Source organism: Cellulomonas iranensis NBRC 101100 = JCM 18110 (genome assembly GCF_001552375.1).
Lineage (GTDB): Bacteria > Actinomycetota > Actinomycetes > Actinomycetales > Cellulomonadaceae > Cellulomonas > Cellulomonas iranensis.
Genome location: NZ_BCRB01000009.1, coordinates 40,090 through 52,589, shown reverse-complemented (window position 1 = coordinate 52,589; position 12,500 = coordinate 40,090). Strand labels below are relative to the sequence as shown.

Sequence of the window (12,500 nt, the reverse complement as noted above, 5' to 3'; positions counted from 1 at the left end):
CGTCCCCGACGTCGTCGACGTGAGGGCGCGGAGGGTTCTCGTCGGTGTCGCTGGGGGTGGTTGTGGTGGGTCATGGGGCTCCTCCGGGTGTGTGGTGTGGTCGGCATCGTGTGGTTGCTCCTGGGGTGTTAAGGGGTTCGGCGCAGGTGGGGCAGCAGGCTCCTGGTTCCTGGTTCCTGACTGGTTCCCCACCGGTTCCGGGAACCGGTGGGGTGACTGGTTCCCGTTTCCCGTCCCTAAGACGGGAACCAGTCACCGGTCGTTCGGAGCCGGTGGCGGGGGTCGAGTGGTTCCCGTCGTCGTATGGGTGGTGGAGGTGATGGAGGGTCGCTCCGCGGGGTCCGGGGGCGGTGGTGACGTTGCCCTCGCGGATGAGGGCGTCGGTGGCGGCGGCGATGGCGGTGCTCTTGCCGTTGACGCGCTCTCGGATGGCTCGGGTGGTCAAGGGCTCGGGTGCAGCCGCGAGTGCGTCGCTGACGCGCTTCATGAGCGTGGTGGGACGGAAGCCGGCAGCGTCGGCCGTGGGGTTGTCGGCCGTGACGAGCTGGACGGTGACCTGGTCGCCATCGGGGTCGACGGTCAGTCGGGCGACACGCTGGTTGATCCGGTAGGTGCCGTGACGGTCCTTCGCGCAGATGAGGACGGCTTCGCCGGGGTGACCCTTGGCGAAGGGGCGTCCGGCGCGCTGCATGTACTGGGCGCCGGAGATCGCGGCGCGCTTGCGCTGGGAGCCGATGGGCCAGAGCCCGGAGTCGTCGGCCTTAGTGACGTGGTCGAGGACGATGACGGCGGGTCCGCGTGCGGCCATCCCGGCGGGGAGGTTGCGGAACCAGCGAGCGACGTCGTCGTCCTCGTTGGGTCGCAGGCCGTCGAGGGAGAGCGCTTCGCCGGTGGAGTCGATGACGGCGACCGTGGGGTGGTGGGTGTCGAGGAGCGCGGCGACGGCTTCGGTGGCGACGACGTCGAAGCGCTCGTGGGGGTGCACGTAGTGGAAGCGCGCCACGATGGCCTCGGGGGCGGCGCCCATGTCGAGGAGTCGCGCGACGATCGAGGCGGCGTCGTCCTCGAAGTCGATGTAGAGGGAGTGCTCGCCGTCGGTGATCTGCTGGGCGCAGACGAGGAGCGCAGTCCAGGACTTGCCCGATCCGGACTCGCCAGCGATGCCGTTGACCTTCCCGGGGTAGAACAACGCCAGCCCGTTCGTGACGTACCCGATGGTCGGCGCCGGGCGGGCGATCGTTCCGCCGAGGAGCCCGGCAACCGTGTCGGCGAGGTCGGCGGGCTGCCAGGAGGTCGGCAGCGCGGCGGGGTCTCGGGTGGGTGTGTCGTGGCCTGTGGTGGTCACGCGTCGGCCTGCCCGTGGCGGTCGCAGGCGCCGATGACGACGAAGACGTTGAGGCGACGGAACAGGGTGTAGGGCAAGCGGGTGGCCCGCTCGTTGCACGCGCCGCAGGACTGTCCGGCCAAGGCTCGGGGTGCGCTGGGATTGGCGGCACCCTTCAGGACCAGGTGGTGGGCGACGTGCTGGACCATGCACGCGCCGCAGAGGAGGGCAGCTCGTCCCGTGTCGATGAAGGGGGTGTCGGCGTCGTGTCCGCACGGTGTGAGCTCGTCGCGCAGCCACGACGCCAGCGCGGAATCAGCTGCTGTGGTGAACCAGGCTGGCGGCTGCGGCCAGTGCGGGTTGAAGTCGTCGAAGTCGTCAATCGTCACCGTCATGCTGCTGCCTCTCGGTCTCCCGTGGACCACGACGCGAGGCATCGCGCGATCTCCTTGTCGTCGACGTACGGCGGGGACTCTGGAGGGTCAGCCCTGGGCGGGGTGATGCCCCGGACCTCGAGGAGGTGCCGTTGGGCCTGTGCGCGTGCGGGTTGCCCGCGGGTGTCGGCGAGGTCGCTGAAGGGCGGGCGCGCGCTGAGGTAGCGTGCGACGGCGGCGGCTTCCTCCCAGCGGCCGTGGTGCTCGGCGTCTGCCTGCTGGTGCCCGGCGAGGAGGCCGTGCTCGTAGCCGGTCGCGTACCAGTCCAAGGCGATGGCTCGGGCTCGCGGGGTCATCTCGCCCAGCGCGGGGCCGCAGTAGGCGCTGGGGGCGGTGTACGTCCTCATCGCTCGGTCTCTCGTCGCGTGGGTGCCCAGACGCGGAGCAGGGAGTGGTGTCGCGAGGGGCGCCGAGAGGCCGTGTAGTCGGTGACGCGGAGGTCGTGACGTGCTCGGGCGCGGCGAAAGGCTGCGCCGACGTCTCCGGGGCGGATGCCGGGGATGCCGAAGCGCTCTGCGTGGAGGTCGTCCGCGGTGAACGGTCGTCCCTCTGCGACGAGGGTGTCGAGAGCGGCGTCAAGGTTGGCCGACACCCAGCCGTCTTCCGTCGGGAGGTAGGTCTCGCTCACGCGGGGCCTCCCCACCATGCGGGAGGCTGGGCTCGGAGCCTTCGTAGCTCGCTGACGTACCGCTCGCGCAGGAGACCGTTCGGGCTGCTCTCGCCTTCCTCCCAGCGCCTGACCGAGGCGGCGGAGCACGGGATCCGTTGTGCCAGGTTCTCGCGGGACAGTCCGGCCTCGATGCGGATCTGGCGAGCGACCGCCGGGGGCGGCAGTTGATGAGACACCGGTGAGTCCTTTCGGTGTGCAGATGCAATGACACGTGCAGCCTGCTGCGGGGGTGTCAGACGCCAGCGTCAGCTGGCCGACTGGCGCGCCGGAATCCGCGTCCCGACGACCCGCTCAGGGAGTGCGATCGCGGCCTGTTCGCAGGTCAGGAGGCTGGAGATCATCACTGCCCGCTGTTGAGGAGCACAGGGCTCTGCAGCCCGTTCATCGCGCGTGGTCGATGAACACCGCGTCGACGTCCTCGCGACGAACGCGGACTCGATTGCTTCCTGCGAGGCGGAAACCCCGGAGCCGCCCGTCTGCCAGCATGCTGCGGACGGTTCGCTCCGACACACGGAGCACGCCCTGCACCTCGCGGATGGTCATCCACTGCGTCTGCTGCTCGGTCGCGTCAGGCATGAACTCTCCTCAGTTCCGGAGCCGGCGGGAGGCTAGTTTCCGCAATGTGCCGCATCCCGCACAGGCGAAGCCACCCCCTTGCGAACGTATGCGAAGGGGCGCGTATCACTCGTCGCAGGTCAGCGGCGGTCCAGATCGAAGAAAGAGTTCGCGCATTCTGTAGCGCGCTGCAACGCGCCTTGCGCTGATCGCGCTCCCCTGGGGGCGACGCGCTGACGCGCTCGCCCTGCGTGGAGGCCAGGGCGAGCGCGTCAGCGGTACTGGTCAGCCGGCCTGGTCGAACTCCTCGTGAGGGTCGAGGAGTCGGGCTGCGGCAAGGATGGCGTCAGCAACGCGCCGGGCGTTCGCCGGCGACATGGTCAACCGCGAGCTGGGGCCGCTGCCGGGGTGCTGGATCCGCACCTCGACGAGGTCAGCCCCCGCGATAGCCGGGCGCATGGCAAGGACCCCGTAGGTGGCGTGCTGAACCATCCCAGGGGCAACGGGGCGATCGCGGTCGGAGGCGAACGGGATCGCGACGGGCGTCGACCTCCACCACCGGTCGTGGTGCGAGCCCGTGGTCTCGCCGTTCCAGATCTCCGGGTCCGCCCAGACTGGGCGCGGGACACGGATGAACGGGTCGGCGTCGCCCGCCCTCGTGAACTCGCCACCGGCATGGGCGTCGACGAGCCGCTCCCACGCGGCCACCTCCGGGGCGGCGATGTCCGGGAGGACGGGCGATCCGCTGGACTTGGCCGCGGACGTGCTGGATGACACAATGTCGTTCATGGGGTTACCTGCTTCCTCAGGTGATTCCTAGGCTCCGTCCGGTGTTGGCGCACTGGACGGAGCCGATTTCTTGTGTGGTACTACACGGCACCTCGCCGGATTCGCGCTTCCTGCATGGCGATGAACTCGTCCACCGCAGACTGACGGAAGCGGTACGGGGATGTCCGACCGCCGAACTTCGCGGCCCGGATGCGGCCCTGACGTGCCAGTTTGCGGGCCGTCTCGGGGTGCACGCCGAGTTGCCGAGCGACGTCAGCCACTGTGAGGAGCGGCTGCCGAGGGCTCGAATTCATGGTCTTGCTGCTCCCGCGTCGTCGAGGTGCTGAGCGGCCGATCGCCGCCTTGGGATTATTCTTGGACTGCAAGTGGCCGCAAGTCAATGTGCGACACGTCGCAGCTTGCGGATTCACCCGAAAGGCTGTGGCTACGTGTAGCAGCAATTCTTGCTACATCAACGAGGTGACTGCGCATCACCTCAGTCCACTCTGACTACCCTTCGTTGATCATGCGCGACAGCGCGTCCGCGATGACACGATCGCGGTCTGCCGCGGCGTGCTGGTACCGCATCGCCATGGCGGGCGTCGCGTGTCCGAGGCGAGCCATGAGCTCGGCGACCGTGGCTCCCGTCGCGGCGGCGAGCACAGCCCCCGTGTGTCGCAGCGCATGGAACGTGAGGTCCTCGCGCCCAGCCGCGGAACGAGCGGCGGCGAACAGTGGCCGGAACCGATGAGGCGAGACCTGCACGAGTCCCCCGGGCTCGAGGGGGAACAGCAGCGCACGTCGACCCGCGGCGACATGATCGGCCAGGTGCGTGCTCAGCATCGGAGTGAGGTGCGGAGGGATCGCAACGTCGCGGAGCCCGGCTGCGCTCTTGGGGGTGTCGACGTGCGGCTCACCTGTCATCCATGTGACGCCCCGGCGAACGCGCACGAGCCCGGCGGCAAGGTCGATGTCACCGCGGCGCAGCTCGGTCGCCTCGCCGAAGCGCAGGGCGCACCAGGCGCCGAGCATGACGAGCGGCCGCCACCTCTCGTCGAGCGCGGCCACGAGGGCCTCGAGCTCCGCGAGCGACGCCGGCCGGATCGCCTTGGAGCGCCCCTTCACGGCACCTCCGCCCTGCACGCGGCACGGGTTCGCGGCGATGAGGTCGTCACGCCACGCCGTGTTGAGGATCGTCCGGAACAGCGCGTATACGTGCGCACGCTCTGTCGGCCGCTCGACCAGGAGGGTGGAGTACCAGGCCGACACAGCAGCAGGGGTGATGTCGCCGAGCCGGATCGCGCCCCAGTGCGGCTCGATGGCCTTCGCGTACTGCCGCCGGTAGAGCGTCCTGGTCGTGGCCTTGAGGTCCCGGGCCTGGAGCCAGGAGTCGGCGTACTCGCCGAGCGTCGTGGTGACGGCGGCGGGGTTGATCCGACCCTCGCCGATCGCAGCCCGCTGCTTCGCGAGCCACGCCGTGGCCTCGATCTTCGTGCGGAACGTGTCCGGCGCCGTGACCGAGGTCGATCCGCCAGGCAGCTGGTAGCGAGCTTGGTACCGCCCCGAGGGGAGCTTGCGCACCGATCCGAAGTCTCGCCGGCCCATCATCACCTCGTTCGCGGTCGTGCCAGTTGCGTGCCAGAAGAACGTTCCGCGCGCTGCCGCAGCCTGCCACCTCTTGCCGAGCGATGTCTACATCTTCGCAGGTCAACGCTGTAAACCTGCCGCATCCCGCGTGCTCCTGCATGCACTCATCGAAGGTTCGAATCCTTTCGGGCGCACCACCACCGCGAGCCGTCCCGCCGTCACCGGCGGGGCGGCTCGCGGCGTTCCGGGGCACGAGAACCGCGGACGCGTGATGGATCATCGGCTCGTCCCCGCGCCGACGTCCACGCGGGTCACATCACGGGTCGACCCTTCGATCGTCGGGCAACGGACCCGAGGGACCGCTGACGCGTCAGCGCCGCAAGGCCGCCGACGACTAGCACGAGACCGGCCGCAGCCCTCAGGCCGCCATCGTCACGGGCGCCACCGGAGCCACCGTCAGCCGGGAAGGCCTGAAGGTCCGGTTCGTGAGCCTCAAGCACGGCGGACCGCAGCTCCTGGATGTCCCCGACCTCTTCCAGGGCTGCACCTGCACCGCGCGACAGATCCTCGACCGCTCCGTCCTGCTCGACCGCGAGGAGACCGCCGAGCCGCGGGTCCTGCACGACGGGCGCCGAGGGGTGAGCTGCCAGAGCGCGCCCCGCGTCCGCGTCGTCGTCGACGTAGGAGAACCGGACTGAGCCCGTCTCCAGCGTCGCGGCGATGGTGCCCACGACCGACCCGTCACGGTACAGAGGGGCTGCCCATTCACCGCTGACCACCAGCGGCTCGAGCGACTCACCGTCGACGAACTCCTGGCTCCATCGATGCAGCGCCACGGGTTCACCGACGGCAAAGTCACTCGTCCGGACGGCCGACGGATCGATGTCGACGGCACGCTCCTCCAGCACGTCCCCCGCCACCCGCGGAGCCTCGTGGGCGAACCACGTGGCGACCTCGTCAGGCGCCTCTGCCGCTGCAGCGGCGGGTGGCACCATCAGTCCGAGGACCAGCACCGTGACTACGACTGGCAACACACGAACACGGGACGCCATGGTCTCCCTCACTTCTTCGTCAGGTGGATCAGGCCGGTGCCCGTCTTCCACGACGAGTTGGACACGTAGCTGCCCCATTCCCTCGACGTGGTGGTCCCCGACTGAGGATCCACGTACGAGACGCCATAGGAGTACCCGGTGTCGTAGTAGCCCCGGATGACGTGGGCGTGCCCGCCACCGCTGGACCAGATGATCGAGCTGTACACGGGGCGACTCGAGTTCATCTCGCCGACGACGGTCCCCCAGTCGAGCTGGCGCTCGACACCGGGGTTCACCCCGTTCTTCGACAGAGCGTTCGTGACGTTCGATTTCGTCCCCGTCACGTTGGCGCACGCGGACGTGCCCTTGCCGTTCTTCACCAGCGTGCACTGGGGGACGACCTTGCCTGTCTGAAACTTCACGATCATCTTCGATGCCGCCGCCCAGCACCAGTTGGACTTCTCCTGCGCGTACGGCGTGACGCTCAGCACCTTCTCGGCACCGTGCGCAACACCTGGACCGATCAACACCAGACCCACGGCCACAGCAACCACCGAGAGCAGCGTGCGGATCGAAGAGCTTCGCTTTCTCACTCTGGCTCTACTCCGACGAAGAGACCCGCGTCAGTCGACGAGGGGTTTGATCGCGGTCGCGTCGAAGAACGCCACGGGTACCGCCTCTGGCGCGCAGAAGTCGATAACACCGCCGACCTTGCTCACCGGCGCGTCCTCGTCGTCGAACGACAGCGCGCTGTCGTCGACGACACCCAGCGCCTCGACGCGCTCGCCCGTGCGCAGCGTCGACCCACCAGGTAGTTCGACGACGTAGGCCCCGGGCTCAGCCCGGTCCTCCGTCACACGAGTGCCCTCTGGCCACAACGGCACATGCTCGACGCCGTCCATTCGGATCGTCACGCACCCAGAAGGCGTGACCCCGAGTCGCGCCTTGATCCTCTCCGGCGCGGCCGTAAAGTGCGTGGCCATCTGCGCGTCTGAAAGGTCCGACACCTGGGCGTAGCCGACACCGTCTGCGGGCTGCGAGCACCCTGCGACGATCCACATCACGCCGATGCCGATAACCGCCACCGATGCAGGAATCCTTGACGTCGGCGTCATGCTGGCCACGGTAGCGAAGACCGCGGCTCGCGCGCGGGCGTTTTGGTCGTCGATTTCCGTGCGGCATAGTGCACAGAGCGAAGAGCCGTTTCAGCGCACGCGGCGGTGCCCCCAGCCGCTCGCCGTCGACCCCTGACTGGACGCACCGGCCGACCACGTGTGTCGTGCCCCGCCGCGTCGGGCACGACACGGCCCGGGTGGCAAGGTGGTCGGGTGTCCAGACGTCCTGCGCTTCCCTCGCACCCTCGCGCAGCGCGCCGCGGCGTCCGCCGCTCCCCCGCGGCGGTGCGCCGCGAGCTCGGGCAGCTCGCGTCGGGCGAGGCAGTGAGCGGGCTGCTGCTGCCGCCGCTGCTCGTGTGGTTCGCGCGCCCGAAGGCGGGCGACCTGGTGGTGCTGCTGCCCGCGGCGGGCGCGCTGGGCGTCGCGCTGCTGGTCGCCGCGGCGTTCTGGTGGCGCCGGGCGCGCGGTCACGTGCCGCTGCGGTGGCTGCGGGTCACCGAGGCCGTGCTGCTCGCGTGCGGCGTCGTCGCCCTCGCCGTGCTCGCGGCGCTCGCGCTCGGTGCGGTGACGGGTGCAGGACCGGACGTCGGCGTGCGCGCCGCGGCGGTCGCCGCGGGCACGGCCGCGTTCACGGTCGTCGAGGTCGTCAACTACCGGTGGGTGCAGGTCTCGGCGCGCGGGTGGACGGCGTGGGCCCGCGGACGCGTCGTGCGGCCGCAGCTCGCGCGCGAACTCGACCGCCACGCGCGGCGACGGGCAAGCTGACGCCGACCCGTCAGCCGAGGCCGACCCGCCAGCCGAGCCGACCCGTCAGCTGAACCCGATCGCCCGCTGCGCGACCCGGTACGCCAGCACCGACACGCGCCGCCCCGTCGCACCGGGCAGGTTGCACATCTGCCCCAGGCCCGACCAGCGGACCTTGCGGTACAGCTCGCGGTCCTGCGCGCGCATCTGCGACCACAGGGCCTCCTTCTCCGCCAGGGCCTGCGCGGTGCCGGCCCGCAGCAGCAGGATCGACGTGACGGCGCAGATGATCTCGACGTAGTGCAGCTGGTAGCGCCGCAGCCGGCGGTCGTGCGCGAGCGTGCCGGTGACGTGGTCGAGCATGAGCCAGTTGACGCGCAGCTGCTGGTCCAGGCGGCGCAGCATGACCGACTCCTGCACCGACTGGTCGGGGCGGCCGATGAAGTACCGGTACAGGTCGACGTCCAGGTAGTACAGCGTGTGCACGTGCGACAGCGGCACCAGGGCGTACAGGTTGTCGACGTAGAACGTGTGCTCCGGCAGGCGCAGCCCCGAGCGACGCAGCACGTCGGTGCGGTACGTCAGCGCGTGCATCATGAGGTACTGCCGCTTGCCGAAGTGCCGGGTCTGCGCCCACGTCGAGACGCGGCCGCGGCGCAGCGCACCGCGGTAGCGCACCGCGGTCTTGCGACGCTTGCCGACCTTCTCGTAGACGAAGTTCGACACCAGCAGGTCGACCCCGCCGCCGTCGGCCACCTGCGCCCGCAGCGTCGCCAGGACCTGCGCGAGCGCGTCGCGGTCCAGCCAGTCGTCGGCGTCGACGACCTTGAGGTACGTGCCCGTCGCGCGCTCGAGCCCGGCGTTGATCGCCGAGCCGTGCCCACCGTTCGGCTTGCTCAGCAGGTGCACCTGCCCCGCGAACCGCTCGACGTAGCGGCGCGCGAGGTCGGCCGTGCCGTCGGTCGACCCGTCGTCGACCACGATCACCTCGACCTCGTCGCCGAAGCCCACCACCGAGTCCAGCGCCCGCGCCAGGCAGTCCTGCGCCTGGTACGCCGGGATGACGACGGACAGCAACGGGTTCACGACGTACGTACCTCCGAGTCGGACGCAGCCCCCTGCGCGCCCGCCTCGGCGGGAACCTGCTTGAAGATGACCTTGAAGATCGGGAAGAACACCCAGAACGAGATCGCCGCGTTGATGATCATGGTGACGAAGTCGGCGAGCGTCTCGCCGGTGCCACCCAGACCCCAGGTGTCGATGAACAGATCGTAGATGGGCGCCTTGTACCAGCCCTGCGCCGCCGCGGCGAGGATCGTGATGACCACGTACGCCACCGCGTACCAGAACGCGGCCTTGGCGATCGACGAGTTCGACTTGAACGTGATGCTGCGCTGCGCGAAGAAGTTGATGACCTGCGCCACGAGCAGCGTGATCTGCACCGCCAGGAAGTACGCGAGGCCGCCGCCGCCCAGCGGCAGCGCACCGGCCGCGTAGTCGAACACGAAGTACTGCGACCCGTCGGGGTTCGACCCGACCGGCCACACCTGGAACGCGGTGTCGACGAGCGCCGTCATGCCGAACAGCCACTTGATGAGCGGCATGAGCGCGAGCTGCAGCGCGGTGATGCCGTTGCTGAGCACGAGGAACACGACGAACTGGGCGACTCCCGGGCGCCGCTCCTCGAAGGAGTGCCAGGCGGACTTCAGGCGCGTGAGCATGGGGGGTGCCTCCGGGATCAGGAGTCGCCGCGCAGCGCGCGGGCGGTGCGGCGGTTGGCGCGCACGTTGCGGACGTAGGCGCGCAGCGTGAAGCCCGCGCCGGAGAGGAAGTGGCCGTTGACGATGCGGAGGATCCCGTCGACCATCTCGGCGCTGACCATGCCGTTCGTCATCTTCCCGATGGCGCGGAACGGCATGTTGAGCAGGAAGAGCACGTTGAGGTCCGGCGTGCCCTTGCGGGCCGCGGCGTCGCGCCGCGACGCGAGCAGGCGGTACGCGCCCCGCGCGAGCGGCGAGCGCGCGTCGGCCAGGCGCGACAGCGGGTCGTTGACGCCGAGCGGCCCCGACCAGTCGCCCGCCGGGACCTGCCGCCCCAGCAGCGCCGCGAAGTCGGCGTCCGTGACGTCCTTGACGTGGCCCGTGCGGTACGGGCCGGTCACGTCCTGCGTGCGCGGCGGCACGGTGCCCGTGAGCTCGACCGCGGCGCGCAGCGGCAGGTCGTCGACGTGGTGGCCCGCGAGCACGTCCCACGTGCCCTGCTCGACCTGCCACGCACCCGTGGCCGTGTCCCAGTGCCGGAACGCGGCGTCGCCGAGCGGAACCTCGACCGTCGCGGACTCGCCCGGAGCGAGCTCGACGCGCGCGAACCCGGCGAGGGTCCGCACGGGGCGGTGCACGCCCGACGACGTGCGCGCGACGTACACCTGCACGACGTCGGCGCCGGACCGGTCGCCCGTGTTCGTCACCGTGACGGTCGCCTTCTCGGGCGTCGCGACGAGGTCGCGGTGCTCGAACGTCGTGTACGACAGGCCGTACCCGAACGGGAACGCGACGGGCACGCCGGCCGACGTGTAGTAGCGGTAGCCGACGAACAGGCCCTCGCGGTACTCGGCCGTGCGGCCCGTCGCGGGGAAGATCCCCGCGGTCGGGGTGTCGGCGAGCGCGAGCGGCATGGTCTCGGCGAGGTGCCCCGACGGGTTGACCGCACCCGTGAGCACGTCGAGCAGCCCGCTGGCCCCGGCCTGCCCGGCGAGGTAGCCGTGCACGAGCGCGCGCGCCTGCCCGAGCCACGGCGTCTCGACGACCCCGCCGCCCGACAGCACGACGACGGTGCGCGGGTTGACGGCCGCGACCGCGTCGAGCACCTCGACCTGCGCCTGGTGCAGCGCGAGCGTCGAGCGGTCGAGGCCCTCGGACTCGGCGATCTCGTCGAGGCCCAGGAACAGCAGGACCACGTCGGCGTCGCGCGCGGCCTCGACGGCCTGCGCGCGCAGCGCCGGGTCGGGCGAGCCGTTGCGCGTGAACCCGGGTGCGAAGGCCGTCATCTCCAGGCCCGAGGCGCCGATGACGTCGAGCACCGACTCGAGCCGCGTCGGGTTGACGACCGACGATCCCGACCCCTGGTAGCGCGGGGTGCGCGCGAAGTCGCCGACCACCGCGACGCGCGTGCCCGCCGCGAGCGGCAGGATCGCGTCGTCGTTCTTCAGCAGCACGGCGCTGCGCGCCGCGACGTCCCGGGCCAGCGCGTGGTGCGCGTCGGCGTCCACGGTGGGAGCGGTCCCGGGGTCGCGCGCCTCGGCGACCAGCCGCAGGATCTCGGCCGCGCGCGCGTCGACGTCGGAGCCGAGCAGGCGCCCGTCGCGCACCGCGGCGACGACCTGGCGCGCCGAGTCCAGACCGGCGGCCGGCATCTCGAGCGACGAGCCCGCCGCCGTGCCGGCCACGACGTCGTTCGAGCCGCCCCAGTCGGTGACGACCGCGCCGTCGAAGCCCCACTCGTCGCGCAGGACCGTCGTCAGCAGGAACGGGTGCTCGTTGGCGTAGACCCCGTTGACCAGGTTGTACGCCGACATGATCGAGCGTGGGCGCGCTTCGGTGACGACGATCCCGAACGCCGTCAGGTAGATCTCGCGCAGCGTGCGCTCGTCGACCACGGAGTCGGACACCATGCGCCGCAGCTCCTGCGAGTTCGCCGCGTAGTGCTTGGGGCACGCCGCGACGCCCTGCGCCTGGATGCCGCGCACGTAGCCGGCGGCCAGCCGCCCGGACAGCAGCGGGTCCTCCGAGAAGTACTCGAACGACCGGCCGCCCAGCGGCGAGCGCTTGACGTTGAGGCCGGGGCCGAGCAGCACGTCGACGCCCTGCGCCGCGGCCTCGGTCCCCAGCGCCTCGCCGATCCGCTCCGCGAGGTCGACGTCCCACGTGTTGGCGACCGTCGCGGCCGTCGGGAAGCACGTCGCGGGCTCGGACGCGTTGAGGCCGAGGTGGTCGGCCGAGCCGACCTGCTTGCGCACGCCGTGCGGGCCGTCGGCCAGCCACAGCGCGCGCACGCCGTGCCGCGGCAGCGCGTGCGTCTGCCACACCGACGCACCCGTCAGCAGCGCCGCCTTCTCCAGCAGCGTCAGGTCGTCGGTCGTCACGGTCGCGCGCGGCGACGCGGTGGCGGCGTCCTCGGTTCGCACGGTGTCTCCTCGGTGGTTCAGGGGTGTGGCGGGGCGGTGCGGGCGCGCGGCCTCGCCGTCGGGTCGACGGTGGTGGGCGCCGCCGACCC

The 12,500-nt window shown here is 70.8% G+C and carries 15 protein-coding genes; 1 reads left to right on the top strand and 14 read right to left on the bottom strand.

Going from position 1 to position 12,500, the window contains the following annotated elements; genetic code table 11:
• Positions 1 to 70: 70 nt before the first annotated feature.
• From CS2_RS02990 to CS2_RS02950, 11 genes are all read right to left on the bottom strand, one after another.
• Entirely contained in the window at positions 71 to 1,345 is a 1,275-nt protein-coding gene (locus CS2_RS02990) for an AAA family ATPase (protein WP_070318820.1), read from the bottom strand.
• On the bottom strand, positions 1,342 to 1,719 hold the full coding sequence (locus tag CS2_RS19000; protein WP_070318819.1) for a hypothetical protein: 378 nt from the start codon (positions 1,717 to 1,719) through the stop codon (positions 1,342 to 1,344). The genes CS2_RS02990 and CS2_RS19000 overlap by 4 nt, the downstream gene beginning before the upstream one ends.
• Positions 1,716 to 2,105, bottom strand: a complete 390-nt coding sequence (locus tag CS2_RS02980) for a hypothetical protein (RefSeq protein ID WP_070318818.1) — start codon at positions 2,103 to 2,105, stop codon at positions 1,716 to 1,718. Before CS2_RS02980 ends, CS2_RS19000 begins: the two co-directional genes overlap by 4 nt.
• Before the next feature lie 277 nt (positions 2,106 to 2,382).
• On the bottom strand, positions 2,383 to 2,604 hold the full coding sequence (locus CS2_RS19710) for a helix-turn-helix domain-containing protein (protein WP_169798617.1): 222 nt from the start codon (positions 2,602 to 2,604) through the stop codon (positions 2,383 to 2,385).
• Positions 2,605 to 2,809: 205 nt separating this feature from the next.
• Positions 2,810 to 3,004: a helix-turn-helix domain-containing protein gene (locus tag CS2_RS02975; RefSeq protein WP_070318817.1), complete on the bottom strand. Its 195-nt coding sequence runs from the start codon at positions 3,002 to 3,004 to the stop codon at positions 2,810 to 2,812.
• Positions 3,005 to 3,268: 264 nt separating this feature from the next.
• On the bottom strand, positions 3,269 to 3,772 hold the full coding sequence (locus tag CS2_RS02970) for a hypothetical protein (RefSeq protein ID WP_070318816.1): 504 nt from the start codon (positions 3,770 to 3,772) through the stop codon (positions 3,269 to 3,271).
• Between the two features lie 80 nt (positions 3,773 to 3,852).
• Positions 3,853 to 4,065 (bottom strand): helix-turn-helix domain-containing protein, encoded by a 213-nt coding sequence (locus tag CS2_RS19705; protein WP_082739709.1) that lies wholly within the window; start codon positions 4,063 to 4,065, stop codon positions 3,853 to 3,855.
• 196 nt (positions 4,066 to 4,261) lie between these two features.
• Entirely contained in the window at positions 4,262 to 5,332 is a 1,071-nt protein-coding gene (locus CS2_RS02965; RefSeq protein ID WP_233421049.1) for a tyrosine-type recombinase/integrase, read from the bottom strand.
• 317 nt (positions 5,333 to 5,649) lie between these two features.
• Positions 5,650 to 6,402, bottom strand: coding sequence for a hypothetical protein (locus tag CS2_RS02960; RefSeq protein ID WP_070318815.1), 753 nt, complete (start codon positions 6,400 to 6,402; stop codon positions 5,650 to 5,652).
• The gene (locus CS2_RS02955; RefSeq protein WP_267886472.1) at positions 6,399 to 6,860 is read right to left on the bottom strand and encodes a papain-like cysteine protease family protein; all 462 of its coding nucleotides are present in this window, start codon (positions 6,858 to 6,860) and stop codon (positions 6,399 to 6,401) included. Before CS2_RS02955 ends, CS2_RS02960 begins: the two co-directional genes overlap by 4 nt.
• A 132-nt stretch (positions 6,861 to 6,992) precedes the next feature.
• Positions 6,993 to 7,484 carry a hypothetical protein gene (locus tag CS2_RS02950; protein WP_134851829.1) on the bottom strand — a complete coding sequence of 164 codons (492 nt, stop codon included), beginning with the start codon at positions 7,482 to 7,484 and terminating at the stop codon, positions 6,993 to 6,995.
• Positions 7,485 to 7,697: 213 nt separating this feature from the next.
• Here CS2_RS02950 and CS2_RS02945 point away from each other — a divergent pair, with 213 nt between their 5' ends.
• Positions 7,698 to 8,249 carry a hypothetical protein gene (locus CS2_RS02945; RefSeq protein WP_156441966.1) on the top strand — a complete coding sequence of 184 codons (552 nt, stop codon included), beginning with the start codon at positions 7,698 to 7,700 and terminating at the stop codon, positions 8,247 to 8,249.
• Positions 8,250 to 8,294: 45 nt separating this feature from the next.
• On the opposite strand, the gene CS2_RS02940 is transcribed toward CS2_RS02945, so the two are convergent.
• The 3 genes from CS2_RS02940 to CS2_RS02930 are packed head-to-tail and all read right to left on the bottom strand — an operon-like array spanning position 8,295 to position 12,411.
• Entirely contained in the window at positions 8,295 to 9,314 is a 1,020-nt protein-coding gene (locus CS2_RS02940) for a glycosyltransferase family 2 protein (RefSeq protein WP_070318811.1), read from the bottom strand.
• A complete protein-coding gene (locus CS2_RS02935; RefSeq protein WP_046527768.1) occupies positions 9,311 to 9,949 on the bottom strand; it encodes a hypothetical protein in 639 nt (212 codons plus the stop codon). Before CS2_RS02935 ends, CS2_RS02940 begins: the two co-directional genes overlap by 4 nt.
• 17 nt (positions 9,950 to 9,966) lie before the next feature.
• Entirely contained in the window at positions 9,967 to 12,411 is a 2,445-nt protein-coding gene (locus CS2_RS02930; RefSeq protein ID WP_233421048.1) for a glycoside hydrolase family 3 C-terminal domain-containing protein, read from the bottom strand.
• Positions 12,412 to 12,500 lie beyond the last annotated feature (89 nt).